This window comes from Paenibacillus sp. SRL342 (assembly GCF_984798905.1).
Genome location: NZ_OZ481790.1, coordinates 1,506,659 through 1,532,294, shown reverse-complemented (window position 1 = coordinate 1,532,294; position 25,636 = coordinate 1,506,659). Strand labels below are relative to the sequence as shown.

23 protein-coding genes and 1 other annotated feature are annotated in these 25,636 nt (G+C 47.5%); of the genes, 6 read left to right on the top strand and 17 right to left on the bottom strand.

What is annotated here, in order from left to right:
• Positions 1 to 126: 126 nt before the first annotated feature.
• The 7 genes from groL to AC4E8D_RS06785 form a co-directional block, all read right to left on the bottom strand.
• Positions 127 to 1,761, bottom strand: a complete 1,635-nt coding sequence (groL, locus tag AC4E8D_RS06815) for a chaperonin GroEL (protein WP_036611259.1) — start codon at positions 1,759 to 1,761, stop codon at positions 127 to 129.
• Between the two features lie 73 nt (positions 1,762 to 1,834).
• Entirely contained in the window at positions 1,835 to 2,116 is a 282-nt protein-coding gene (gene groES, locus AC4E8D_RS06810) for a co-chaperone GroES (protein WP_017690077.1), read from the bottom strand.
• A 399-nt stretch (positions 2,117 to 2,515) separates the two neighbouring features.
• On the bottom strand, positions 2,516 to 3,298 hold the full coding sequence (gene tatC / locus AC4E8D_RS06805) for a twin-arginine translocase subunit TatC (RefSeq protein WP_091033760.1): 783 nt from the start codon (positions 3,296 to 3,298) through the stop codon (positions 2,516 to 2,518).
• 78 nt (positions 3,299 to 3,376) lie between these two features.
• Positions 3,377 to 3,625 (bottom strand): twin-arginine translocase TatA/TatE family subunit, encoded by a 249-nt coding sequence (gene tatA, locus AC4E8D_RS06800; RefSeq protein WP_036611264.1) that lies wholly within the window; start codon positions 3,623 to 3,625, stop codon positions 3,377 to 3,379.
• A gap of 208 nt (positions 3,626 to 3,833) precedes the next feature.
• On the bottom strand, positions 3,834 to 4,319 hold the full coding sequence (locus AC4E8D_RS06795) for a MogA/MoaB family molybdenum cofactor biosynthesis protein (protein ID WP_017690080.1): 486 nt from the start codon (positions 4,317 to 4,319) through the stop codon (positions 3,834 to 3,836).
• 37 nt (positions 4,320 to 4,356) lie between these two features.
• A complete protein-coding gene (moaC, locus tag AC4E8D_RS06790) occupies positions 4,357 to 4,860 on the bottom strand; it encodes a cyclic pyranopterin monophosphate synthase MoaC (RefSeq protein ID WP_339307274.1) in 504 nt (167 codons plus the stop codon).
• 15 nt (positions 4,861 to 4,875) lie between these two features.
• Positions 4,876 to 5,514, bottom strand: a complete 639-nt coding sequence (locus AC4E8D_RS06785; protein WP_339307272.1) for a 5-formyltetrahydrofolate cyclo-ligase — start codon at positions 5,512 to 5,514, stop codon at positions 4,876 to 4,878.
• 278 nt (positions 5,515 to 5,792) lie between these two features.
• Here AC4E8D_RS06785 and AC4E8D_RS06780 point away from each other — a divergent pair, with 278 nt between their 5' ends.
• Positions 5,793 to 7,751, top strand: coding sequence for an ABC-F family ATP-binding cassette domain-containing protein (locus AC4E8D_RS06780; protein WP_490206474.1), 1,959 nt, complete (start codon positions 5,793 to 5,795; stop codon positions 7,749 to 7,751).
• Between the two features lie 654 nt (positions 7,752 to 8,405).
• Here the strand turns inward: AC4E8D_RS06780 and AC4E8D_RS06775 are convergent.
• The 7 genes from AC4E8D_RS06775 to AC4E8D_RS06745 all read right to left on the bottom strand — a co-directional run bounded on the left by AC4E8D_RS06775 (position 8,406) and on the right by AC4E8D_RS06745 (position 14,825).
• A complete protein-coding gene (locus tag AC4E8D_RS06775; protein ID WP_036668956.1) occupies positions 8,406 to 9,965 on the bottom strand; it encodes a 2-isopropylmalate synthase in 1,560 nt (519 codons plus the stop codon).
• A gap of 335 nt (positions 9,966 to 10,300) precedes the next feature.
• Positions 10,301 to 10,639, bottom strand: a binding site (T-box leader).
• A 517-nt stretch (positions 10,640 to 11,156) separates the two neighbouring features.
• A complete protein-coding gene (tsaD, locus tag AC4E8D_RS06770; RefSeq protein ID WP_017690086.1) occupies positions 11,157 to 12,212 on the bottom strand; it encodes a tRNA (adenosine(37)-N6)-threonylcarbamoyltransferase complex transferase subunit TsaD in 1,056 nt (351 codons plus the stop codon).
• Positions 12,209 to 12,730 carry a ribosomal protein S18-alanine N-acetyltransferase gene (gene rimI, locus AC4E8D_RS06765; protein ID WP_036668955.1) on the bottom strand — a complete coding sequence of 174 codons (522 nt, stop codon included), beginning with the start codon at positions 12,728 to 12,730 and terminating at the stop codon, positions 12,209 to 12,211. Before rimI ends, tsaD begins: the two co-directional genes overlap by 4 nt.
• A gap of 17 nt (positions 12,731 to 12,747) precedes the next feature.
• Positions 12,748 to 13,596 carry a tRNA (adenosine(37)-N6)-threonylcarbamoyltransferase complex dimerization subunit type 1 TsaB gene (gene tsaB, locus AC4E8D_RS06760; RefSeq protein ID WP_449003792.1) on the bottom strand — a complete coding sequence of 283 codons (849 nt, stop codon included), beginning with the start codon at positions 13,594 to 13,596 and terminating at the stop codon, positions 12,748 to 12,750.
• Positions 13,597 to 13,598: 2 nt separating this feature from the next.
• A complete protein-coding gene (tsaE, locus tag AC4E8D_RS06755) occupies positions 13,599 to 14,081 on the bottom strand; it encodes a tRNA (adenosine(37)-N6)-threonylcarbamoyltransferase complex ATPase subunit type 1 TsaE (protein ID WP_221819134.1) in 483 nt (160 codons plus the stop codon).
• A 266-nt stretch (positions 14,082 to 14,347) separates the two neighbouring features.
• Positions 14,348 to 14,524, bottom strand: a complete 177-nt coding sequence (locus tag AC4E8D_RS06750; protein ID WP_145321463.1) for an H-type small acid-soluble spore protein — start codon at positions 14,522 to 14,524, stop codon at positions 14,348 to 14,350.
• A gap of 4 nt (positions 14,525 to 14,528) precedes the next feature.
• Positions 14,529 to 14,825 carry a hypothetical protein gene (locus tag AC4E8D_RS06745; RefSeq protein ID WP_186327780.1) on the bottom strand — a complete coding sequence of 99 codons (297 nt, stop codon included), beginning with the start codon at positions 14,823 to 14,825 and terminating at the stop codon, positions 14,529 to 14,531.
• Between the two features lie 369 nt (positions 14,826 to 15,194).
• Between AC4E8D_RS06745 and ku the strand changes: the two genes are divergently transcribed.
• From ku to ligD, 4 genes are all read left to right on the top strand, one after another.
• A complete protein-coding gene (gene ku / locus AC4E8D_RS06740; protein WP_017690092.1) occupies positions 15,195 to 16,109 on the top strand; it encodes a non-homologous end joining protein Ku in 915 nt (304 codons plus the stop codon).
• Positions 16,110 to 16,426: 317 nt separating this feature from the next.
• Complete coding sequence (locus tag AC4E8D_RS06735) at positions 16,427 to 17,296, top strand: VOC family protein (protein ID WP_221819133.1); 870 nt, start codon at positions 16,427 to 16,429, stop codon at positions 17,294 to 17,296.
• A gap of 245 nt (positions 17,297 to 17,541) precedes the next feature.
• Entirely contained in the window at positions 17,542 to 18,492 is a 951-nt protein-coding gene (locus AC4E8D_RS06730) for an ATP-dependent DNA ligase (protein ID WP_221819132.1), read from the top strand.
• Between the two features lie 40 nt (positions 18,493 to 18,532).
• On the top strand, positions 18,533 to 19,423 hold the full coding sequence (ligD, locus tag AC4E8D_RS06725) for a non-homologous end-joining DNA ligase (RefSeq protein WP_339307257.1): 891 nt from the start codon (positions 18,533 to 18,535) through the stop codon (positions 19,421 to 19,423).
• Positions 19,424 to 19,478: 55 nt separating this feature from the next.
• Here ligD and AC4E8D_RS06720 read toward each other — a convergent pair whose 3' ends face one another.
• Positions 19,479 to 20,390: a YitT family protein gene (locus AC4E8D_RS06720; protein ID WP_221819130.1), complete on the bottom strand. Its 912-nt coding sequence runs from the start codon at positions 20,388 to 20,390 to the stop codon at positions 19,479 to 19,481.
• Positions 20,391 to 20,740: 350 nt separating this feature from the next.
• Positions 20,741 to 22,180, bottom strand: coding sequence for a cardiolipin synthase (cls, locus tag AC4E8D_RS06715; protein WP_221819129.1), 1,440 nt, complete (start codon positions 22,178 to 22,180; stop codon positions 20,741 to 20,743).
• A 376-nt stretch (positions 22,181 to 22,556) separates the two neighbouring features.
• Here cls and AC4E8D_RS06710 point away from each other — a divergent pair, with 376 nt between their 5' ends.
• The gene (locus AC4E8D_RS06710) at positions 22,557 to 23,915 is read left to right on the top strand and encodes a hemolysin family protein (protein ID WP_076209623.1); all 1,359 of its coding nucleotides are present in this window, start codon (positions 22,557 to 22,559) and stop codon (positions 23,913 to 23,915) included.
• Positions 23,916 to 24,010: 95 nt separating this feature from the next.
• Here AC4E8D_RS06710 and AC4E8D_RS06705 read toward each other — a convergent pair whose 3' ends face one another.
• Positions 24,011 to 25,624, bottom strand: a complete 1,614-nt coding sequence (locus tag AC4E8D_RS06705) for an alpha/beta hydrolase family protein (RefSeq protein ID WP_490205984.1) — start codon at positions 25,622 to 25,624, stop codon at positions 24,011 to 24,013.
• Positions 25,625 to 25,636: the final 12 nt, after the last annotated feature.

The following is a 25,636-nucleotide window of genomic DNA, read 5'->3' as shown; positions in this document are numbered from 1 at the left end:
TTACTAAGAAGTGGTTTTTGTGTTATTTATAATTTGTATCAGTGACTGCTTCACAAATTCTTGTCACATCGTAACGAGAATTCACTCTGCTAGGCACATGATGCTTTAAAGGTTTTTACACCTTTATTACATCATGCCGCCCATTCCACCCATACCGCCCATGTCAGGCATTCCGCCGCCAGCACCTGCTGGTTCTGGTTTGTCAGCGATAACTGCTTCAGTAGTCAGGAACATTGCTGCTACAGAAGCAGCGTTTTGCAATGCATAACGAGTTACTTTTGCAGGGTCAACGATACCAGCTTCGATCATGTTAACCCACTCGCCAGTTGCAGCGTTGAAGCCGATTCCCGTTTGTTCTTTTTTCAGACGTTCCACGATTACGGAACCTTCTTCGCCAGCGTTAGCTGCGATTGTGCGGATTGGTGCTTCCAGAGCACGCAGGACGATGTTTACGCCTGTTTGCTCGTCACCGGACAGAGCTACAGCCGCAACCGCGCTATATACGTTCATGAGCGCTGTACCACCACCGGATACGATACCTTCTTCAACCGCTGCGCGAGTTGCGTTCAGGGCATCTTCGATGCGAAGTTTGCGTTCTTTCAATTCTGTTTCAGTAGCCGCACCAACTTTGATTACTGCTACACCGCCGGACAATTTAGCCAGACGCTCTTGCAGTTTCTCTTTGTCGAACTCGGAAGTTGTTTCTTCCAGTTGTGTACGGATTTGGCTAACACGTGCATCGATATCGGATTTGTTACCAGCACCGTCAACGATGATTGTGTTTTCTTTTGTTACACGGATTTGACGAGCTGTACCCAGTTGTTCCACAACAGCGGATTTCAGGTCCAGACCCAGTTCTTCCGTGATCAATTGGCCACCAGTGAGGGCAGCGATGTCTTGCAGCATTGCTTTACGACGGTCACCAAATCCTGGAGCTTTAACAGCTACAGCATTGAATGTACCACGCAATTTGTTCACAACCAGCATAGCCAGTGCTTCGCCTTCGATATCTTCAGCGATCAATACCAGCGGTTTGCCTTGTTGAACGATTTTCTCAAGCAATGGCAAGATGTCTTGCGTGCTGGAGATTTTTTTGTCTGTGATCAAGATGTACGGATTGTCCAAAACAGCTTCCATTTTGTCCGTATCAGTGATCATGTAAGGAGAGATGTATCCACGGTCGAATTGCATACCTTCAACCACTTCAAGCTCTGTAGCGAATCCTTTGGATTCTTCTACTGTGATTACGCCATCTTTACCTACTTTTTCCATAGCTTCAGCGATCAGTTCGCCTACTTCTTCGTCAGCTGCAGAGATTGCTGCAACTTGTGCGATGGATTGTTTGGAATCGATTGGTTTGGAGATGGATTGCAATTCAGCAACCGCAGCTTTAACTGCTTTGTCGATCCCTTTACGGATACCGATTGGGCTAGCGCCTGCAGTTACGTTTTTCAGACCTTCTGTGATCAGCGCTTGCGCCAATACAGTTGCTGTTGTAGTACCGTCACCGGCAACATCGTTGGTTTTCGTTGCTACTTCTTTAACCAGTTGTGCACCCATGTTCTCGAATGCATCTTCCAGTTCGATTTCTTTAGCAATGGTTACACCATCGTTAGTGATAAGCGGGCTTCCGAATTTTTTCTCCAGAACCACGTTACGGCCTTTAGGACCGAGTGTTACTTTTACTGCATTAGCCAATGCGTCCACACCACGAAGCATGGAGCGACGAGCGTCTTCACTGAATTTAATGTCTTTAGCCATCTTAAGAAAACCTCCCTAGTTTTTGTTGGAAAATGGTGGTGCTATATGGTTCGGTTATCCGATTAAATTTGAATTAGTCGAGAATCGCGTGAATATCGCTCTCTTTCATAATCAAATATTCTTTACCTTCGAATTTGATTTCTGTACCGGCATATTTGGAGAAAATAACGCGATCTCCTTCTTTCACTTCCAGAGCTACACGTACGCCGTCTTTCAACACTCCAGCACCAACTGCAATGATTCTACCCTCTTGCGGTTTTTCTTTGGCGGAGTCCGGGAGTACGATCCCGAAAGAAGTTGTTTGTTCTTGCTCCAGTGGTTCTACCAATACGCGTTCACCTAAAGGTCTGATCATGAAAAATAGCCTCCTTTTGAAATTATATAACGTTACATTGTAGGTTGTAGCCATATGTATTAGCACTCGACAGTGTTCAGTGCTAACAACCAACTTTATGATACTCAACTTGAAGCATGATTTCAAGTCCTTTTGACGAATTCCTGCGAGAATTTACGTTGAATTTACACAAACATAGCCAAATTACACCCGCTGTGGCTAGTTCTATGCTGCAATTCACTAATCTTATTCTACGAAATTGTTTAGTCCTTCTGCAACGTTAGCAGACAGTCCCTTTCCCATTGTATCCATTGTTGAACATAATATGCCTGCTTGTCCTGTAGTTTGGTCGGCAGTCTACAGAAATAGCCCGGATAAGAACATACCGTCTTTTCCGGGCACATTACAGCTTATCCTCATTCAGCCCGCATGTTTCTTATCCTCGGCACGAACGTAACGGGATTCGATCTCCTCATCGGCTGCAAGCTGCTTGCGGTATACGATTGCGGATAATAACACACTGATCTCATATAACAGGAGCAAGGGAATCATCACCAGCAGATCGGAAATAAAGTCTGGAGGTGTAATGACCACTGCAATGAAGATCAAGACAAAATAAGCAACTCTGCGCATCTTGCGAAGGCGAATTGGATTCAGAATCCGCAGTCCTGTCAGAAACATAATAAGTAAAGGAAGCTCAAATAACAGGGACACAGGCAGCACAATGCCAAACAGGAAGCTGAAATACTGTTTCATCCCGTAGGTCTCCACAAGCCCCATCTTCTCCGTAATTGCTGTTGTGAAGGCAAGTGCCATAGGAAATATAACATAATACGAGAAAGCCATACCTGTCAGAAATAAAAGAAATACATAGGGTACATACTTCAGCGTTGCTTTTCGTTCGCGCGGCTTTAGCCCTGGACTAACAAACTTCCAGATCTGATACACCGTAAACGGCAACGTAATAATAAGTGAAAACAAACCGGCAATCTTCATGTAGATGCCTATCCCGTCCCAGAACGAGAAGGCATGTAATACAAAACCTTTTGCCGACTCTGCCTTGGTCAGATATTGGTATACCGGGTCCGCCACAAAAAATCCTGCAATCAGGCCCAGCACAAATATACTTAATACGTAGATCAGCCGCTTCCGCAGCTCACTCAGATGTTCCGTAATCGACATTTCTTCCATTTGCTGCGTCATGCCTGCCCCCCATTATTGCCAGCTTAAAATACAAAACCCTTCCGGCAGGAAGGGATTTCTCTTTCGTTGCCGTCAAGATTATTCCGGCAGGCGTTTATCAGCAGGCTTGTCTGCAGGTGTGCTCTCAGCCGCCAGCGGTTTCGCCTTCTCCTGCTCTTTGCGATTGGACGAGTCATCCTCAGAGATAATCTCGCGAGCGCCCTCTTTGAATTCACGGAAGGTACGCCCAACTGCACGTCCCAGTTCCGGAAGTTTGTTAGGTCCAAACAACAACAATGCAATCACGGCCAGCAAAATAAAACCCGTTGGTCCAATGGAACTTAACATTGATATTCCTCCTCGTCTCAAGCTTCGAAGATGCGCATACTCGGCCAGATGTTCATAGATGTCTCTGCTGCGTTCTTAATTTAAGCCCATCATACCATAGATGTAACCACTTACATAACCCGCAAAATTCACAAATAAGAGATGTCACTAGAACAATCTAACAACGGTCATGGCTAATCGGATATCTTGCCCCAGAGTCCGTGCTCGATTATTGCTTGAACTGACCCGTAACCATCAGCAGCGCTTCTGGAAGCTGATCCATAATGGCAGCCAGATGTTCGTGCACACCCTTTGGTGTACCTGGCAGATTAACAATCAGCGTGCGTCCACGAATGCCACATACCCCACGGAACAGCATTGCAGAACGGTTTTTGCTCATTACACTGTACCGCATGGCCTCTGCCATCCCGGGAACTTCTCTCTCAATTACGCGCCGGGTCGCTTCCGGAGTAATATCACGAATGGCCAGCTCCGTGCCACCGGTAGTCAGCACCAGATCGGCGTGAAAATAATCCGTCATCTCAATCAAAGCCGCAATGATCTCATCGGGTTCATCCGGAACGATACGGTACTCCACGATTTGACCACCCAGCTCTTCTTCCACCAGCTCCCGAATGACTTGTGCACTCGTATCCTCACGTTCCCCGCGGGCTCCTTTGTCACTGGCTGTCAGGATTGCTGTTCTCCACACCATAAAGATCACCCTTCTCCTCTATGAAAATAAATATTGCCTATCGGCTGTAATCACCGTTTTTGCCACCACTCTTGGAATTCAGCATGGTTGGACCGATAATCATATCTTTTTGCATGGCCTTGCACATGTCATAGACCGTCAGTGCTGCAGCTGAGGCAGCCGTGAGCGCCTCCATCTCAACCCCCGTTTTGCCTTCGGTTTTGACAGTAACTTCAATGTGTAATTCATCCACTCCGTTATCATGAAAACGAATATCCACACCCGTCAGTGCCAGTGGATGGCACATCGGAATCCAGTCCGACGTTTTCTTGGCGCCTTGAATCCCGGCAATCTGAGCCACAGCCAGAACATCACCTTTACCGATTCGGCCCTCCCGAATCGCTTCCAGTGTATCTGGATTCATCGTCACCTTGGTTACGGCCACAGCCGTACGTACGGTAATTTCCTTACCCGAAATATCAACCATCCGGGCCCGCCCCTGTTCATTAAAATGGGTCAGTTTGCCACCGGAAGGTTGGCCGTTGTTCGCTTCTGAACTCAATCACATCACAACCCTTTATTCGATATGTAATATACCTTCGGTTGTTATCAACAGATCAATCCGCAGATCGAGCAGGTCCATCGGAATCTCATCCTGTAGCTGACCCGGTAATACCATCGCAGCCATCAACGGTTTCCTCTCCGTCATCGCACATTGTGCTGCAAGCGTCTCGGCAAAACGATCATAATAACCGCCACCATAACCAATGCGTCCACCATGAATGTCATAACCAAGTCCCGGTACCCATACGAGATCGATATCCGGCCAATCTTCAGCTGACAGAACTTCACAGGAATCCTTGGGTTCCGGTATCCCCCATATGCCTGGCTCCAGATCCTGTTCTCCGGTCACTCGCCGTAGCTCCATTCGAGGTGGATTCGCCAACACTTTTGGTGCAAACATCACATCTCCATGATTCCAGCCCTCTTGAAACAGAAAAGCTGTGGACGCTTCGCTTCCATAGGACAAATAACTGAATATAACGAGTGGTCTGTTCACAACCTTGCTCTTGTCCCGTCTAAGGCGATCCAGCTCCCGCTTCACTCCAGCGTTAATCTTAGTCATTGCCTGCTGACGCATGCCTGCATCCATCAGATCACGGCTCTGTCTCAGTCTGGATCGAAGCTGACTTTTCAGTTCCGCATGATCCTGCATATCCTTGAATAACCTCCTGTTGATAGGGAAGGTAGAAAAAAGCTCTCATTTAAAACAATTTATATGTTATGACCAGTTGTCATCTTGTTGAATGGTTAAAATGATTCATTTTCTGCAAAATCCTCATGTAATAACATGCCTTCTTTCAGTTTATCATTGATTGATCAAAAAGACTACATGCCCCATGCGTTCCCAATCGGTGCAATTGCTCTGTATTTCATGTAAACTGGGATATAGTTGTCATATCAAGAACTGGACCTATGGAGGAACTTAATTTTATGCTGCTGCAAGTATCCGGAATTATCAAACGTTTTGGTGTCGATCCTATCCTGGACGGCGTGAACTTACAAATATTAGAACGCGAGCGCATCGGCCTCGTTGGTGTAAACGGTGCAGGAAAATCCACTTTGCTCAAAATTGTAGCCGGTGAAATGTCCTATGATGGAGGACAGATTTTCAAATCCAAAGAAACAACGCTCGGTTACCTCGCTCAGAACAGCGGGCTGCAATCCGATCGCAGCATCTGGGAAGAAATGATGAACGTCTTCGCTCACCTGACACAGGCTGAAGCCGATTTGCGTCAGATGGAACGCGATATTGCCGACCCTGCCCAGATGGAAGACGAGAAAAAGTATGCGGACCTGCTGGAACGTTATGCAAAACGATCCGATTGGTTCAAGGACCATGGTGGCTATGAGATGGAAACCCGCATTCGCAGCGTACTGCACGGGATGGGATTCGGCGAATTTTCGCCAGACACCCCCATTGCTACGCTGAGCGGCGGGCAGAAGACACGCCTTGCGCTTGCTCGTATTCTGCTTCAGGCACCCGATCTGCTCATGCTGGACGAGCCTACCAACTATCTCGATATCGCCACCCTTACTTGGTTGGAAGATTATCTGAGAGGTTATTCAGGCGCACTGCTCGTGGTATCCCATGACCGGTACTTCCTTGATCGACTCGTAACGACCATCGTTGAGATCGAACGTCACCGCTCCAAAAAATATACGGGCAATTACAGCCGTTATATGGAGCTCAAAGCTGCCGAGTATGAAACTCAGATGAAGCAATATGAGAAACAACAGGGTGAAATCTCCAAGATGGAAGATTTTGTTCAGAAAAACATCGTACGTGCTTCGACGACCAAACGGGCGCAAAGCCGGCGTAAAGCCCTCGACAAAATGGAGCGGCTTGATAAACCGATGGGAGATTTGAAAAAAGCCCATTTTTCCTTCGAAACCGCCGTTATGTCCGGCAAGGAAGTGCTTCGAGTGGATCAGCTATCCGTCGCTTATGACGAGGCTTCTCCATTGTTCCGCAACGTATCCTTCGATCTGCGGCGCGGGGAAACGGTTGCTCTGATTGGACCAAACGGTATTGGTAAATCCACCATGCTGAAGTGTCTTACGGGAAGTTTACGTCCGGTGACCGGGGAGATCCAATGGGGAACAAAAGTGCAGATCGGCTATTATGATCAGGAACAGACTGGGCTCAATCCGTCCAACACGGTTCTGGAAGAACTGTGGAGTGCCTATCCCGGGATGGAAGAAGCACGCATTCGGACCGTACTGGGGAACTTTTTGTTCAGCGGTGACGATGTGCTTAAGAAGATCTCCTCCCTCAGCGGCGGTGAGAAAGCACGTGTCTCTCTCTCCAAGCTGATGCTGAAGGAAGCCAACATGCTCATTCTGGATGAGCCTACGAACCATCTCGACCTGTTTGCCAAAGAAGTGCTGGAAGCAGCATTAATGGATTATGAAGGCACCCTGCTGTTCATCTCCCATGACCGGTACTTCCTCAACAAAATGGCTGAGCGCATTGTCGAGCTTCATCCTGGCGGAACGGAACACTATCTCGGTAATTACGATGATTATGTGGAGAAGAAACAGGAGCTTGAGGACATCGCACGCGAAGCTGCTGAAGCACGTCAGGTTTCGTCCAAGAACTCGTCCAAATCCGATCTGAACACAGCCACAACCGAAAAATCCGGAGCGGCTTCATTCGAAGCGGAAAAACAGGCGAAACGTGAAGAACGTAACCGTCAACGCAAGCAGGAAGCTCTGGAACAACAGATTGCGGAGTTGGAAACAAAGATTACCGAACTTGAGGCACAGATGGCTCTGCCTGAAATCTATCAGGATTATATGAAGCTGCAAGAACTCCAGCAACAATCGGAGAAACACAAAGTAGAACTCACCAAAGCATACGAGGACTGGGAAGAACTAGCTATGGAATAATAGGACGAATTGTACAGACTCAGACCATGGCTTGATCGCGTCCATACAAGTATAGTTGTACCACCGGCTGATTCCTTATTGGGATCAGCTTTTTGTTTGTTACGGATGAGTATTGAAGGTATGCACCTTATGTTCTGTATGTTCCTTGAGATTGATCTCTAACATACGGAGGTTAGGGAAGCTGTTTTGACTTTTGTCAAATTTACTCGAATGAAGAGAAATATTTTTATCCCCTTTCCCCTTACACTTATCCACAAGAAAGCAAGATAGCAAGCACATTAATAAGCTTAATTATACAGCGGTAGAATAGCCTTTTACACACAAAAACCATATTTATCCACCAAGTTATCCACTTTATCCACAACTTTGTGGATAGTAAGGAGTCATTCTATCCCCTAAACCCTTTTCGTTTCGAAAACTATACTGGTTTGACTTTATCCTAGTTACCCACAATTTTCACTGGATATGTGGATAACTATAGTCACACCTTGACAAATGCATCCTTCCACTCCTCAATGCTCCTCCATAATAAGACAAAAGCAGACCTTTGTCGTTCAAGGCCTGCCCGTCATTGATTTACTATATGCCATGCATATTTACATCGAATTGCAATTGCTACTATTGCCGCTGTAGATACGATCTGGCAAAGATGTTTTACGCATGTGCTTCTTGTTCATGATGTTCGGAAGACTCCGCCTTCAGCCCAGCAGCATTACAAGCCGCTACATAAGCAAGACCGGCAGCCATGACGATATCATTATGTGTTGCCGTTCCCCGGAACTCACGTCCTGCACGCTCCACGGTAACTACAGCTTCTGCACTTGCACCCTCTCCCCCACTCAAGGCATGCATCTCCATATCAACAAACGCAATATCATCGGAAATGCTTTGACCAATCGCACGGATGGTTGCATCCACGGGTCCCCCGCCAACAGCGGAGTATGATTGTTCTCCAGCGCTTGTGCGAATGCGAACGGCGGCCATTCGATCCGTCATGCTGCCCGCTGTCACCTGCAATTCAACCAGTTCATAGTCCTGTGCAGGAATATTCATGGTCTGGCTAACCATCTGTAATAACTGGTCGTCACTGACCACTTTTTGCTGGTCTGCGGTTTCTTTGAACACCTCATACAATTGCTCCATCTGTTGCTCATCCGGCTCAAAACCGTATTTACGAACCCGATCCTTCAGGGCGTGACGACCGGAGTGTTTCCCCAAAATAATCATGCTGCGCGGAATACCCAGCGCTTCCGGGTCCATTATCTCATAGGTGCTCCGATTCTTCAGCAGACCATCCTGATGGATGCCAGATTCATGCTGGAATGCATTACGTCCCACCACTGGTTTGTTGTATGCAATCGGGAAGTGCATCGCACGGCTAATCTGACGTGAAGTCTCATACAGCTGATTCAGCTTAATGTTCGTCGTTGCACCAATTGCGTCTCCCCGAGTCTCCAGCGCCATAATCAGCTCTTCCAGTGCACAGTTCCCTGTCCGTTCTCCGATACCATTGATGGTTACTTCAATCTGGGTAGCTCCATTGGCAATCGCAGCCAAACTATTGGCTACGGCCAGGCCCAGATCATTGTGACAGTGAGCACTATAGCGAACCTGATCGCCGCCTCTTGCACCCTCACGCACCCGGCGGAACATCTCGCCATACTCATGTGGCAGGGCATAACCGACCGTATCCGGCAGATTAATAATGCTCGCTCCAGCTTCAATGGCGACTTCAACCATTTCAATCAAATCGTCCATCTTGGTACGGGCAGCATCCATAGCTGTGAACTCTACGATGTCCGTGAACTGGCGTGCATAAGATACCATCTCACGAGCGGTAGCCACCACTTCACTGCGCGGACGGCGCAGTTGATGCTCGATATGAATATCCGAAGAAGAGATAAACAGGTGAATTCGGCGCCGTGCTGCATCCGCTGTTGCTTGAACAGCTGCATCGATATCACCTTTGACCGCACGCGCGAATCCGCAGATTTCCACGTTCTGCAACTGTCTCGAAATCGCCTGAACCGCCGCGAACTCACCTGGACTGGAGATCGGGAATCCAGGCTCAATGACGTCGATACCCAGAGAAGCCAGTTGGTGTGCCAGTTCAATCTTTTGCTCGGGCTGCAGACTTGCTCCTGGTGCCTGTTCTCCATCACGCAGCGTTGTATCAAAAATCTCAATCATGCGTTTGTTATTAGTTGTTGTCATATCCATCAACCTCCATCAAATTTTTATAAATATTTTCGTTACGATCCACGAGCCACAGAACACCTGCTAATCGCCGTCACTGTTGTTATATATTTTGTTTGTAAACACATATGTTGTTTGTAGCTTAGTCCTTGGTGATCAGTAATACCTATTGAATGTTTCGTGCCTATACTTGTTGTTCAATGTTCATTACTCGTTCGTTGTATATCATGCTTACCTTCATGACAGAGTGTACGTCGACTTACACCCTGACCTTCTGATTCTTCAATCTCCATATGGTTCTTCCCATGCCCACCCTGCTGCCGGCAGCAAACACAAATAACCCGCCATCTCATATAAGAGACGGCGGGTTATTATCCCCTCCGCGGTACCACTCTCGCTTGATGGGCCGGGCTTGCGCCGGACTCCATCCACCTCGTCGTCTCCGAGATCCGCTGGATGTGCGTGCAAGCACGACATCACTGGAATTCGGAGAAACACCCTATAACGGGGGTTAACCGTTGCTGTGTAACACATGTTGTTGTCCATCAGGACAACTGGGCGATAGATATCGTCCCCACGCTTCCACAGCTCCGTTCCCGGGCGAGATTCGAATGATTCCAGCCACTGCGTCGCACCACCCCGCAGCTCTCTGAGCGCTTTATCGTTCTACTGCTCCCGTTCATCACATTTATAATATGACCTAACTTCATTCATCCTAATTTTGAAAATCAAAAAAAGCCTGCCACCTCATGCAATAATGCAAGAGACGACAGGCTGTTCACCTTCGCGGTACCACTCTTGTTGACTTCCTTCCTGTTCATTCAAGACAACCCCTGAATGCTTTCGCATATCCGGATCACTTGAAGCAGCCTGAAAGCCCCCTCAGTTATCGTCAGTTGATCCTTGTAATAACGGTCCTACCAACAACGGCCCATTCACGGAGGCAACCCGTAACCATGTACTTTGGGCCATGATCGGCCTTCGGATTCTCCCGGGGAGTCACCGTGTTCCATCGTTCCGCTTCCAGGTGAGTTTCAGGTTTCCTTCGACTGCGTTGCACCATACCGCAGCTCTCTATAACCGGGAATGACCTTACTATTCCTGTTCATCGCGTTTATCAGTTCAGGAATCTGAATTCCTGTTTAAATTTGTAACTAAATATACATTCTTTACATCCCTGTTGTCAACTCTTAATCTCAAACTGCTTGCCTATACGGACTGAACGGACCATTCCTCCAGGGAAAGTCCCGGATCTGCCTTCGCATCAAATTCAGCAATTTCTCCCCGCTGCCATTTCAGATACGCAGCCGCTCCAATCATGGCCGCATTATCTGTACAATATTCCATTGGCGGGATTAACAGTTCAAGCCCTTCCTTCGTGCATCGCTCCTGTAATGCCGAGCGTAACCCCCGGTTAGCTGCAACACCACCGCATAATAACAGTTGACGTGAACCATACTCACGAACTGCTCTAACGGCTTTCTCCACCAACACTTCAACAACAGCTTCCTGGAAACCACGTGCAACCGCAGACGGCTCCAAGGTTTCTCCGCGCATTTTGGCCTGGTTGAGCACATTCAGTACAGCAGACTTCAGACCACTGAGACTGAAATCGTACGAACCTGCTTCCAGCCATACCCGTGGTAATGGCACTACGTCCTCCGCTTCAGACGCCATCCGGTCCACATGCGGGCCACCAGGATAAGGACAACCCAGTGCACGTGCTACTTTGTCATACGCTTCGCCTACAGCATCATCACGTGTACGACCAATCAGCTTGAACTTGCCCTCGGATTCCATATGCACAAGTTCTGTATGTCCACCGGATACGACCAGTGCCATCGCTGGATATTGCAGTTCATGAGTAAGTCGGTTGGCATAGATATGCCCGGCAATATGATGTGTGCCAATGAGCGGTTTGCCCAGTGCCATCGCCATCGTTTTGGCCGCAACGATACCCACCAGCAGTGCTCCGACCAGCCCAGGTCCCTGTGTTACAGCAATTGCACTTAGATCACGTGGACGAATGCCGGACTGTTCGATCGCTTGTTCCAGCATCAACGTAATGACTTCAACGTGTTTCCGTGAAGCCACTTCAGGTACTACTCCACCAAATGCCTTATGCGTCTCAATCTGACTTGAGATCAGATTGGACAGCACTTCCCGTCCATCCTTCACTACTGCTACCGACGTTTCATCACAGCTTGTCTCCACCGCCAAAATGTAGGATGGTGCAGAATTTATTTTTTCATTAAGTTCGTTCATGAATCCAATACGCTTCCTTCCTCTTCGCCGCTCCGGCCTGCAGACGGCAAGTTCGCCCACATAATCATCGCATCTTCCCCATTATCGGAGTAATACCCCTTACGAAGACCCGCTGATTCAAACCCTTTTTTCTGATATAAACGCTGAGCAATGCTGTTCGAGACTCTGACCTCCAACGTCATTCGTTCCATCCCGAGATAAGCCGCTGTGCTCATTAATTCATCCAATAACTTTTCGCCAAGCTTGCGTCCACGATACGCGCCTCTGACTGCAATATTGGTAATATGGGCTTCATCCATGATTGTCCACATACCTGCATAGCCAATGGCCTTGCCTTCCAATTCCATCACCATATATTTAGCAAAATGATTGTGTGTCAATTCATTTTGAAATGCTTCTTCCGTCCAGGGCAGGGTAAAGGCCTCATGTTCAATCTCCATCACATCGGGAATATCCGCGAGTGTCATGAACCTGAACTGAAGCGTTGCTTCCTGCTTATTATTCGCCACATTGTCCATCTGCTTCCCCTCCCCCTTTAGCCTTTGCGCAGCAGATTGGCTTCCGCTTCAGACAGCTGGGTGTAGTTCGGCACCAGCGCATGCACGTCATCACGCTGACCTGCAAGCAGCGCGGCAGCGCCAAGGCGCCCAACCCAGCGGCCTTCCAGCTCATAAGGTACGAGCTGGAGCGCCGTTCCTGCGGGGCAGTGAAGCTCCGCCGCTGCCGCAGCATGAGGGCCCGTCTCGCCGACGATCCAGACGGCTGCGGGCCGCTCTTCCGGCGCCGCCTCCGCCATGCGGGCGGCGAGGGCTTCCAGCCATCCGTCCATCTTGCGGATGGCATCAGGCGCCAGACGCCGGGGGGCATCGCTCCCGGCGGAGGCAAACAGCGCGGTGCACGCTTGACCGCGCCGTGCATCCACAAGCGGAACGATCCAGTGGACAGGGGCAGCACCTGTGCTGCCCTGGTCCGCGGATGGCTTTCCGCCAGCCCCTACTGCGGCATCCTCTGCCGCAGCTTCTGCCTTGGCGGCAAGGCCGCTGTGCCAGCCGCCCCAGGCGATGGCCTGAAGGCTGGACACCCCGGCTACGGGGATGTCCCACGCCCAGGCCAGTGTCTTCGCCGCGGTCACCGCAATGCGGATGCCCGTGTACGAGCCTGGGCCAACGCCAACGGCAATGCCGTCAAGTTGCCCTGGCTGTGTGTTGCTGGCGGCCAGCAGCTGCTCCATCACCGGTACAACGTGTACCGAATGGTTGCGCTCAGCCCGTTCATTGCGTTCTTCCAGAAGCGCATGATCTTCCATCATCGCAGCTGCCATCACTGCGGTGGATGTATCCAACGCCAAAAACCGCTGACGCGGCTCTTTTTGTAAATCTTCCATCATCATTTGACTCCATTCTGTCTGAACTGTCGGCACATGGCTGCATAAGTCTCGCCGTACCCATCCAGTGTAATCGTTCGATCCTCCAGGCCCGTTGTTTCAATCTGCACATGCAAATGCTCTTGCGGCAGCAATTCGGGAATGATACTCGACCACTCCACCAGACTGACTCCGGCTCCATAGAAATATTCATCAAGTCCAAGCTCATCCGCTTCTTCCAGCGATATGCGATATACATCCATGTGATATAAAGGCAAACGCCCTTCGTACTCCTTAATTAGCGTGAATGTGGGACTGCTTACCACATCACGTACACCCAAATGCCAGGCAAATTTCTGTGAAAATGCCGTTTTACCCGCGCCCAGATCACCATCCAAAGCAATCACCATGCCGATGTTTGCCTGTCTGGCGAGTGCGGAAGCGAGTGCTTCTGTATCTGCAATGCCATGGGATTGATACACCCACTGCTCGTGCGTCTGATTCAATATTCGCCCCACCTTTGGCGGTCCAGCCGCCTGAGTTCACTTTGAACCTTATTATATCGGTCCCTTTCTTCCCCCGCAACATCCAAGGAGGCAAGCGGAAATATAACATGCATTATTAGACGTGTCACAAAACTCGCTTCCTTCGAAGTTTCAGACACCCACTAGGAAAAACCAAAAACCGGCACCTCTCGGTACCGGCTGTGTTATGCATAAATTTAAGCTTTTATTCATTCTCAAATCCCTCAATAACGATATGCCACTTGTGTCTACTCCTCCAAACGATCCACACGTACCGTATGGGTATTTCCCGGGTTACTGCCCACCTGAACGGTAGCCATGCCATTGGCTTCATCCACACTCTCGATCCAGACCGGATCTCCCTCCAATGTAACGGCAATGGTATCCTTCGAATCATAGATCGCCTTGGCGCGCTTCGCATCCATCATTTTATTCATACTCCCCTTCCGGATCTTCGTGATCTTCCCTAATCATGGTGTCTGTTGTGCTATCACCAATATAACCGTTATCTTCCGTAACCTGTCCCCCGCCTAACCCTTCATTCACCATCCGGTCAATGTCGAGCATGAACGACTCCCGATCAAGGGGCAATTCTTCCGAAGTGACCGCTTCCCAGTTTACAGCTGTAGCAGGTGTATAGAATTCTTCAGCACTTTCGGCTTCGGCAAGAGGATATGGAGAAAATGCATGCTTGTGTGCTTCTTCCTCATCACGTCTGTTCTTCAATATTGCACCTCCCGGCATATGTGCTGCGAGAATAACTACCTATCCCATGCTCGTCTTCCTGTCGGAATCCAAACATGTTTCTGTTATCATCCCCGAGTCTCGCCGAACCATACGAATTCGTTCGTCTACAAGACGATTATCCCTCGCGCCAGATGCCCATACTATTGAATATAATCCGTTTTCAAAAAGTCCGGTTTTCAGTACCGAGAAGATGGAATAAAGCTAGAAATGGAGTAGCGGAGCGTAGGCAAACTACGTGAGCAACGGACATTTCGGCTGAATTTCATATTCGATGCTGATCATGCCGCTAGGCATGATTCGTAATCAAAAGCGGAAATTTTTGAACAACCTTTTGAAAGGAGCCGATCTATGCATACCGTCTGGAAAGGTGCAATCAGTTTTGGCCTTGTGCATGTCCCTGTCAAAATGTTCTCGGCTACCGAAGACAAAGACATCTCGATGCGCTATATCCATAAAGTCTGCGGCAGCCCGCTCGCTTATGTTCGTCAATGTCCCTCATGTGAAGTGGACGTGAAGTGGGAAGAGATCACCAAAGGCTATGAATATGAAAAAGGAAAGTTTGTTCTCTTCGAGAAAGATGAATTGGAAGCGTTAAATGATTCCACCAGCAAAACCATTACCATACTGGATTTTGTCGACTTGACTGAGATTGATCCGATCTATTTTCAGAAAACATATTACCTATCGCCCGATCAGGCTGGGGGAAATGCCTACCAGTTGTTGATGAACGCGATGCGAGATACCGGCAAAATTGGGATCGCCAAAATCTCCATTCGCTCCAAAAGCAGTCTGGCTGCCATACGTGTGCTGGAAGATTGCCTCTCCATGGAGACGATTTTCTATCCGGACGAGATTCGTCCTGTCTCCCAGGTGCCCAACTTGCCTGAAGTGCAGAACGTGAATGAAAAGGAACTCACGATGGCAAAGTTGCTGATTGATCAATTGTCCACGCCTTTTGAACCCGGTAAATACACCGATGACTATCGCAGCAAACTGCTGGATCTTATTCAGCACAAAGTGGCAGGCGAAGAAATCAAGATTGCTCCAGCCAAACCTGAAGCCAACGTGATGGATTTGATGGCTGCCTTGCAGGCAAGTATCGAGGCCGTGAAGCCTATTCCGGCTGACCCTGGGACAACAACGGCCAAGCCTAAGAAACGTGCACCGCGAAAAACGCCTGCTCAAGCGGTTGCCGGAGGAGAATCCGATACACCTGCTGCACCAGCCAAAAGAAAAAAGGCGACACCCAAACCAAAAGTTTGAATGTCGCTAAGGCAAGACCGATTCCGTTATATGACTCATGTAACGAGGTCTACTCCGATCCGGCTTCACAGTCGGATTTTTTTGTTTTACAGAACGATTGAAGCAGTACTAGTCAATAAAACTCCAGTTATAATTGCAAAATGCGATTGACGAAAGCTGATTTATATTTTATATTAACTTATGAAAAGTAACTTATTTATGAATATACAGTCACCCTGTAATTCTGCTTCAACAGTATGCAATTAAATAATCCGTTTTCAACGCATATACACAATCAAACGAGAACCCATATTATCTATTCTCAGGAGGAAACCATCATGAATACAACGTATCAAATCCCTGCCACAACCCATCTGGGTGAAGTGAGTCTCCGAATTATGAACCTGGAGCGTTCAATTAAGTTCTATACCGATGTGGTTGGATTAAAATTACTTGAGCGGAGTGGCAAAGTGGCTACGTTGACAGCCGACGGAAAACAGTCCCTGCTGCGATTGGAAGAGCTCACGGATGGAATTACCCTGCCGGAACGCTCACACGCTGGCTTGTATCATTTCGCCATCTTGCTGCCGGACCGCAAGTCCCTTGGTCTTGCTCTTCGTAATCTGGCTGCATCCGGCATCGATATCGGCCAAGGTGATCACTTGGTCAGCGAAGCTTTCTATATCTCCGATCCCGATCAGAACGGAATTGAAATCTATGCGGACCGTGCACGTGATACCTGGAAACGGGATAGCGACAATAACTACGTAATGGCAAGTGATCCTGTAGATGTGGAAAGCCTGTTTGCCATATCGGAGAATGAACCTTGGCATGGCCTGCCTGCTGGCACCGTTATTGGTCATGTACATTTCCACGTCCGCAGCCTGGAAGAAGCCCGCAACTATTACACCGGCATACTCGGTTTTGATATCGTGGGCAACTTCGCCAACATGTCTGCGCTGTTTGTTTCCGCTGGGGGTTATCATCACCATCTGGGACTTAATATCTGGGCAGGAGTGAATGCACCTGCTAATCCAGATAACGCTACAGGAATTGACTACTTCACCATTGTGTACGCCTCAAAGGAACAATTGGATCAGGCACTTGAACAATTGCGTCATTCCGGTGCAGTCGTTACACAAGTGGAGGGTACCTGGTTTACGGTAGACCCACAGAACATCCGTGTACGTCTAACCGCTGCCAATTGATTTTGTTAGGACACACACGATCATTATGGATAATTTCATAACATAAGCCTGAGTACCTGATTTCTCCACATCACAGAGAGATCGGATACCCGGGCTTTTTCATTCGCTTTTTATAAGACCGTCCATATTAGTGCATCCTAACGACTACTCCGACAAGTTAAATTCAAAAAATATGGAGATCGAAAAGACGCATGATGTTTAGGGCGTTCGTTTCTCTAATGCTCCGGACAAGAAAGGAGTACCCCATGTTCAAACCGTTGATTCCATTCGAACCCATCTCCAGAGATACCTTACCCACAGGACCGCAATGGATTGCCCAGGTCAAGTGGGATGGAGTCCGCATGCTTGCCTATGAGGACGGGCATGAGCTGCGCCTGGTGAATCGCAGATTACATGATCGAACCGCACAGTATCCCGAGCTGGTAACACCACGCAATTTATGTGCAGGCTCCTCTTATATTTTGGATGGAGAAGTTATTGCGCTGGACCCAGACACCGGAAAACCTTCGTTTTATCATGTTCTTCGGCGGGATCGGATGAGCAGACCCGAAGGTATCGCCCAAGCCATACATCAGATTCCGGTCACATATATGGTATTTGATATCCTGTTCTATGAGGGGAAATGGGTGACGGATCAGCCTTTGGCAGATCGACAGCGCCTGTTGCACGAGGTCCTTAACACCGCTCCCCATGTTCAGGAGGTCACCAATACGCTTGATGCCTCTTCCCTGCTTACGGTCATGAGACAACATCAGATGGAAGGCATTGTCTGCAAGGATCTCACCAGCAGTTATGGCATACAGGGCAAGGACCAGCGCTGGCAGAAAGTCAAAATCATGCATGATGTATATGCCATGATCGGGGGAGTCACGTACCGGAGCGGTATTGTGAATGCCGTCGCGGTCGGTGTATATGATGGGCCTAATTTTGTCTATATTGGTCATGTCGGGACTGGCAAATTGAACTCCAATACGTGGCGGGAACTCACCCATCAAGTCGAGCCTTTGATCAGACAGGACAGACCGTTCCATAATGTACCCGAGCGCAGTGCAGAGACCACCTGGGTGGAACCGCGAATAGGAGTCAAAGTGCAATATATGGAGTTGACTCATCATCACACTCTACGCCATCCCAGTATTCAGACCTTCGCGGATGTAACCCGTGAGGATTGTCTGGCGAACCAGCTTCTTCAATGACTCAGTCCAAGATTGATTACACGTATAGGAGGTGTTCCATATGGCCCCCAAGATCCAGGGAACCATCATAATAGAAGGCACAGAACTGACGGTAACGAATCCGGACAAGCTGTTATGGCCGGATGCGGGTGTCACCAAAGCCATCTATCTGCAAAAGCTGGCCGCTCTGGCTCCTTATCTGCTCACGTATACGAGCAATCGACTTCTCACCACGATAAGATATCCCCACGGCGCTGGAGGGACATTTTTCTATCAAAAGAATGCCCCTGAGCCTATACCAGATTATGTGCGGACTGAAGTTCACGACGGCATCCGCTATGTGGTCATGAATGGACTTCCGGAATTGTTATGGCTTGGCAATCTGGCCGCACTTGAATTTCATCCTTCTCTGCATACTGTGGGAAGCCATCTGCCCAGTGAATGGATGATTGATCTGGACCCCTCTCAGGAACATGAACCGCGGATCATGCATGCTGCACTCATCGTTGGAGAAACCCTGACTTCCCTTGGTCTGAGGTCTATTCCCAAAACTTCGGGCGCAACAGGAGTTCAAATCATCGTTCCCATTGTGCAAGGAGTAACCTTTGATGAATTGAGAGAGATCGGTTATTTTGTGGGTAAATATGTCACTCAGAAGCACCCGGATCTGTTCACACTGGAACGACTCAAAAAGGACCGTGGAGACCGCATTTATTTTGACTATCTCCAGCATTATGGAGGCAAGACCCTTGCCGCTCCCTATACACCACGTGCCAAATCCGGGGCCACTGTCTCTACACCCCTTACCTGGGACGAGGTTAGAAGCAACGTCTCCATCCAGGATTACCATCTGATGAACATTATTGAACGCTTGAACCAAACCGGTGATTTAATCGCAGCTGTTGAACCCCAACCGGTGGAGCTCATTCTCAAACATTTGAAGAAAAAATAGCCGACTCCCTCATCACAAGGGTGTCGGCTATTATCATTCATGCGTATATCAATCGCTAATGGATACCTTTTTTCTTGAAACGTCCGCCCTTCACATCATGAATGTTACCGATAGCCACAAAGGCTTGCGGGTCCCAATCTTCAACGATGGTCTTAAGCTTCGCTTCTTCCAAACGGGTGATCACGACAAAGATGATCTTTTTCTCGTCCCCGCTGAATCCGCCCTCTCCATCCAGGAAAGTTACACCACGACCAAGACGGTCTGTCAGGGCTGAACCGATATCACGATATTTATCACTAATGATCCATACTGATTTGGACTGGTCAAGTCCCTCATTCACAATATCAATCATCTTCATCGCAATATAATATGCAATCATGGAATACAGGGCGTTCGGCCAGCCGAATACAAATCCTGCACCTGCGAAAATAAACACGTTAATGAACAATACGATCTGTCCTACAGACAACGGTGATTTCTCACTCAGCAAGATGGCGACAATCTCCGTACCATCCAGTGAACCACCTGAACGAATCACGAGTCCAACCCCCACACCCAGGATCAATCCGCCGAATACGGCTCCGAGCAATGGCTCTCCTGGTGTTAATGCAGGCACGCGGTGCAACAACGCAGTCCCGATGGACATCACCACGATCCCAAGCAGCGTGGATAACGCAAATGTTTTACCAATCTGCTTGTATCCCAGAATCAGGAATGGCAAGTTGAGCAAGGTCAGGAATACTCCGAGTGGCAGATGTGTTAGCTCTGACACCATAATCGAAATACCTGTAATTCCCCCATCAATTACGCCATTGGGCACAAGGAATATTTCAAGTGATACAGCCATTAGTGCAGCACCAATCAGAATCATCACAATACGTTGCAGCAGCTTTAATGTAAACACCGAGCTTTTGACCCCGCGGTCAGCTGGCTTGACTGTTAGTTCTTTCACCGTTACATTGGACATGGTATCCCCCCCGTTAAATCAGTGTGTGAATCCATTTTATAAATCATTTAAATACTCAGGGTGAATCTACATCTAGAAAACAGCAAACTGCTGTTCTACATGTACCCTGGCTATACAAGCACAAGCATCTAAAGGCGATATAAAATGGATTCAAAATGGTCTTCATCCCGGTTTGCACTTTCAAAAGAGAGCAAAAGGGAGCCTGTTTTCCCGCAGACTCCCCTCCTTCACCAAGACATAAATTATATATCTATTATATCATAAAAGATCAAATTTGCACAAAATACTTAGCAAAAAGAAGATAAATTCACAAAAAGTGAACTTATCCTCAGAAATCTGCCCTAAATCGCCTAAAGAAGCGGAGAAAGCATCCGAGAAAGCATTTCTGCGCCTTTTTGCCGTCGTGAACGCCTCTGAAATACCTCCCCATTGATCTGACTGCATTCCCCGAGATCACGTTCAAAGTCAGTGATCAAACGACGAATCGGAGAGCACTCGAACAGGACAGCCGTTAACTCAAAATTGCAAAAAAAACTGCGCATATCCATATTGGCCGTGCCTACCGTTGCAAGCAACTCATCCACAATCATCACTTTGGCATGTACAAAACCTTTGCGATATTGGAAGAACTCAACACCTGCTCGCAGAAGTTCCTCTACATATGAAAGGGATGCCAAATGAACAAGCTTTGAATCGGATTGATACGGAATGATAATTTTCACATCAACGCCACTGACAGCGGCTGTTTTGAGTGCCTCATACAGGGCAGGATCAGGAATAAAATAAGGTGTGGTAATGTAAATCCGGTCACAGGCTACCGAAATGGCTCCAAAACACATTTCCTGAATGGCATCCCAGTCCTGATCCGGCCCACTGGCCAGAATCTGAATTCGTTCTTCCCCGCTACAGATATGAGGTGGAAACAATTCCACAAGCTGGGGTTCGGTAATTCGCTCACCGGAAGCCAATTTCCAGTCGTTAAGGAACGTACTTTGCAGGAAATATACGGCATCTCCCTCAATCTGCACATGTGTATCCCGCCAGAAACCCACCTCCGGATATCGTCCAAGGTAATCATCGCCTACATTAATGCCACCCACGAAGCCAACCTGTCCATCCACAACAACAATTTTACGGTGATTCCGGTAGTTGACTCTTCGGTCAATCGTTGCAATCAGTGGCGGTAGAAAATAATGAAACTCCACACCTGCATCCTGCAGTTTGCGGATAAAACTCCAGCTCATCTTGTGACTGCCGAGACCGTCACAAATAAACCGAACCTTCACGCCCTCCTGTGCCTTGCGAATCATGACATCCTGAAACTTCGTACTGATCACATCATCACGGAAAATGTAAAATTCCACATGCAGATGGTGCTTTGCTTTTTCCATTTCGCTCAGCATTGCCGCAAATGCCTCTTCACCATTTGTGAGCACCGTACTGTTATTACAACCTGTAATCGGGCTCTCCGACAGATGGGATAACAGGTTAAACAATCGATGCTGGTGGCTGAAACGATCACCAGGCATATGTTCGACATCTCCAATGATGTGGGCTTGTTCCCAGATCGTTTCCTTCATTTCACGGAAGATCCGCGATCCACCTTTGCGAAGTTTTTTTCGTTTGTTATAATCCTGCGCTACGAAATAGTACACTACAAAACCGATCAAAGGCACGCAGAACAAAATAAACAGCCAAGCCACAGCTTTAGCCGGATTACGAAATTCCAGCAGTAGAATTGTGGCTGCCTGGAAAATAAATACGAGTAATATAATGACCAGCCAGAACATTTGGCTTCCTCCTCAAGTAGCAAGCTTCATGACCTTGCCCTTCTCTCACCTACACAGCTTTGACGATTATGTAATCAGCTAATCATAGATACCCATTGTACCCCCTATTCGTAACGTTTACTTAGATAAAACTTTACATAAGCAGACGGAATACTTGATTCTGGAAATTCAGATTTCTACTTTGTTCATTGTATATTTTGACTGTGTTACCTTCTACATATCAGTTTAATGATGGAGCAGATTCGCTTTGTGACGCCAATCTGCTCATTCCACCTTCCAGACTCTTCCTCATTTCTTTGTCTGGAGGTGGTCTTCTTACGTAAAATTAGATATAATAATCGTTAAAAACTTATTACCTAAAGGAGAAGAGCAGTGAATGGAAAGTGAGAGGTATGCGTTAAATTTAGTAATGGTTGCTTTTTTGATAGGACTTTCGGCGTTTTTTGTTGCAGTGGAATTCGCTCTAGTGCGGGTTCGACCGAGCCGGATCGACCAAATGATTGCAGAAGGAAACAAGCGTGCGCTGGCTGTTAAACAAGCTGTTGCCAATCTGGACGGATATTTGTCTGCCTGCCAGCTTGGAATCACGATCACATCTCTGGGACTGGGCTGGCTGGGTGAACCGACGGTAGAGAAGATTCTCCACCCTGTGTTTGAAAGCTTGCAAATTCCTGAGGCGGTTTCTTCATTCTTATCGTTTGTTATCGCGTTTGCTTCCATCACGTATCTGCATGTTGTGGTTGGTGAACTCGCTCCAAAAACGATTGCAATCCGGAAAGCCGAGACTGTTGCACTGCTGACGTCTACACCTATCATCTGGTTTAACCGAATTATGTATCCTTTTATCTGGCTGTTAAACGGCTCAGCGAACCAACTGGTGAAACTGTTCGGAATCAAACCTGCTTCCGAGCATGAAGATGCACACTCCGAAGAAGAGTTGCAGATCATTATTAATGAGAGCTTTGAAAGTGGTAAAATCAACCAAGCCGAGTTCGGTTATGTAAGCCGGATCTTTGCCTTTGATGAGATGTTAGCCAAAGAAATCATGGTACCCCGGACCGATATGGTCTGCCTTTATGTGAATAGAACAAATGAGGAAAACCTGGAGATCATTCGTGAGGAACAATATACCCGTTTTCCGGTAGTTAATGAGAGTAAAGACGATATCATCGGTATCATTAATACGAAACAATTCTTCCTGGAACTTTACGGAAACGATGAACCTGTCGATCTATCCTCCCTGATCCAGCCTGTATCGGCTGTTCACGAAACAACTCCTGTGAAGGACTTGCTCAAGAAAATGCAGAAGGATGGCGTACATATCGCCGTGCTGGTCGATGAATATGGCGGAACTTCCGGAATTGTAACCATCGAGGATGTACTTGAGCAGATTGTTGGTGAGATTCGCGACGAGTTCGACGCAGACGAAGTGGAAGATATTCAAGTCATCAATGAGAACTATGTCATTATGGATGGTAAGGTTTCCTTATCGAAGGTGAATGACATGTTTATGTCCAGCCTGGATGCAGATGAGTGGGACACCATTGGTGGATGGCTCTACAGCCATCGTCCCGAGATGAACGAACAGGAAGAATATGAGTTCGAGAATCTAATCTTTGTTTTGCTGGAAAAAGATAAAAATCGGTTCTACAAAGTGGCCGTTGTTCCCAAGGAACCACTGACCATGTCTGATTATACCGATGAAGACGAGAAAGAGTCCAATTGGTCTAAATAAAGCAAATTTGTAAAAAAGAAAAGGAGCACTTGCCTATATCGGTAAGTGCTCTTCTTATATATCTCGCCCCATCCGTCACTTCTCCAATTTATCATTTAACCAAGAATGGAACTCCCGTTTTTACTTTGATTTAATACCCACTTTGCAATATCATCGATAATGGCTTTGGAGACATTAGATGGCTCAGCGTACTCTTGACCGATTGAAAGTCCATCATAGCTGGATAAAAGATGATTTACCTTTGGATAGCTATTGTACGTTACATTGGAATGACCTTGAAGAGACGATTTCCAGGTTTGGAATTGATCCATAGACACTTGCACATCATTTTCGCCTTGTATAACAAGCATAGGTGTATTTTGTGTTTTAGCCAGTTCCGCAGGCACATAATCTCTCTGCTCAAACCACCAATAAGCAGGTTGAAGTGGAAACGCCTCAGGAAGATGATCTACAGAGTATTTTGGATCTTTAACCATCGCAGTCACATTTTTATAAAAATCGGCTTGTCCTTGAATCATCTCCGTGTCTAAACCAAGCTGCTTCATCCGCTCTACCAATTCGTCCTGCTGCTCGGTAAGCACATCCACAAAGCTACTACTTGGTGCAGCAAGTAGAATACTTCCTGCAATATCATGTTGTTTATCCTCAGCAATGATTAATGGCATTGCAAACCCGCCTTGACTATGTCCAGCTACAAAAATCGCTGTAGAATCAATATGTGCATTCTTTTTAAGGAATTCCACTGCATCATTTACCTGATCTACGCTCTCTTGTTTTAATGTGAATTTAGGCTGTGAAGCCACCTTATAGGTATGCTCATACGTGACCTTATCGTATCTTAATACAGCAACTCCTTGTGAAGCTAAACCTACCGCAAGATCGCGAAACGGCTTTGCACCACCAATGGCAGCATCTTGATTGTTAGGCCCAGATCCGTGTACCAGAATGACAACCGGGAAAGGTCCCTCTCCCTTGGGCAAAGTTAATGTCCCTGGCAAAGCCAAATCACCCTGACCAACCGTAATGGCTTGTTCTGTATAGGCAGATGGGTCGTCGTAGCTTGGTTTTTGATACACATCTGGCGTAGCGGCGGCAATATGCAAATCATCCACAAGTCCGTTATGATTCATTCTGACCGTAATATTCAAACGAATCAGCTCTGTTTTGAACGTATAGGTAACATTGCGATGCACTGTATTATTTTCTACATGCTTAGCTATGGCTTCACTTGTAATTTTGCCATTTTGTCCTTCTAAAGCTCCCCACAGCTGGCTCAACAACGTGGGTGACAACACTCCACTCACAGAGGTATGAACATACTTGGCAGCCTCCTTGCCATCGCCCTCACTAATAAGTGAAATGAATCTGTCCTCAGGTGCTGCCTTCAGCGTCTCGGAAAGAAATGCCCCATCCATATAGGTAGTTCCTTTCGTTAACTGAACAGGATTGTTTAAGGATATGGCTTGCCCATCCACCATCGCCTGTTTCTCTCCTACCTTAACTATAATCGTAAGCTCACTTTTTCGTATTGTGATTTCGCCTGTCTTTTGTTGCCAAGATACCTCTGCCCCATTCTTTTCTGCAATCTCACGAATAGGAACAAGATTTTCACTACCAGCAGATTTTTCAGCAGCTTCTGAGATGGGTGTCACCGGAAGGATGAGACCTACGAAAGTAAGAGAAAGTAATAGCTTTTTCCAATTGTTCATTGTAATAATTCC

Excerpts from the sequence above, each read along its gene's own strand:
- groES (WP_017690077.1), bottom strand. The coding sequence starts at position 2,116 with ATGATCAGACCTTTAGGTGAACGCGTATTGGTAGAACCACTGGAGCAA.
- groL (WP_036611259.1), bottom strand. The coding sequence starts at position 1,761 with ATGGCTAAAGACATTAAATTCAGTGAAGACGCTCGTCGCTCCATGCTT.
- ku (WP_017690092.1), top strand. The coding sequence starts at position 15,195 with ATGCATACCGTCTGGAAAGGTGCAATCAGTTTTGGCCTTGTGCATGTC.
- AC4E8D_RS06705 (WP_490205984.1), bottom strand. The coding sequence starts at position 25,624 with ATGAACAATTGGAAAAAGCTATTACTTTCTCTTACTTTCGTAGGTCTC.
- AC4E8D_RS06795 (WP_017690080.1), bottom strand. The coding sequence starts at position 4,319 with ATGGTGTGGAGAACAGCAATCCTGACAGCCAGTGACAAAGGAGCCCGC.
- AC4E8D_RS06735 (WP_221819133.1), top strand. The coding sequence starts at position 16,427 with ATGAATACAACGTATCAAATCCCTGCCACAACCCATCTGGGTGAAGTG.
- AC4E8D_RS06775 (WP_036668956.1), bottom strand. The coding sequence starts at position 9,965 with ATGACAACAACTAATAACAAACGCATGATTGAGATTTTTGATACAACG.
- ligD (WP_339307257.1), top strand. The coding sequence starts at position 18,533 with ATGGCCCCCAAGATCCAGGGAACCATCATAATAGAAGGCACAGAACTG.
- AC4E8D_RS06785 (WP_339307272.1), bottom strand. The coding sequence starts at position 5,514 with ATGCAGGATCATGCGGAACTGAAAAGTCAGCTTCGATCCAGACTGAGA.
- AC4E8D_RS06720 (WP_221819130.1), bottom strand. The coding sequence starts at position 20,390 with ATGTCCAATGTAACGGTGAAAGAACTAACAGTCAAGCCAGCTGACCGC.
- AC4E8D_RS06710 (WP_076209623.1), top strand. The coding sequence starts at position 22,557 with ATGGAAAGTGAGAGGTATGCGTTAAATTTAGTAATGGTTGCTTTTTTG.
- tsaB (WP_449003792.1), bottom strand. The coding sequence starts at position 13,596 with ATGGAAGATTTACAAAAAGAGCCGCGTCAGCGGTTTTTGGCGTTGGAT.
- cls (WP_221819129.1), bottom strand. The coding sequence starts at position 22,180 with ATGTTCTGGCTGGTCATTATATTACTCGTATTTATTTTCCAGGCAGCC.
- tatC (WP_091033760.1), bottom strand. The coding sequence starts at position 3,298 with ATGACGCAGCAAATGGAAGAAATGTCGATTACGGAACATCTGAGTGAG.
- rimI (WP_036668955.1), bottom strand. The coding sequence starts at position 12,730 with ATGGACAATGTGGCGAATAATAAGCAGGAAGCAACGCTTCAGTTCAGG.
- AC4E8D_RS06780 (WP_490206474.1), top strand. The coding sequence starts at position 5,793 with ATGCTGCTGCAAGTATCCGGAATTATCAAACGTTTTGGTGTCGATCCT.
- tsaD (WP_017690086.1), bottom strand. The coding sequence starts at position 12,212 with ATGAACGAACTTAATGAAAAAATAAATTCTGCACCATCCTACATTTTG.
- AC4E8D_RS06750 (WP_145321463.1), bottom strand. The coding sequence starts at position 14,524 with ATGGATGCGAAGCGCGCCAAGGCGATCTATGATTCGAAGGATACCATT.
- tatA (WP_036611264.1), bottom strand. The coding sequence starts at position 3,625 with ATGTTAAGTTCCATTGGACCAACGGGTTTTATTTTGCTGGCCGTGATT.
- AC4E8D_RS06730 (WP_221819132.1), top strand. The coding sequence starts at position 17,542 with ATGTTCAAACCGTTGATTCCATTCGAACCCATCTCCAGAGATACCTTA.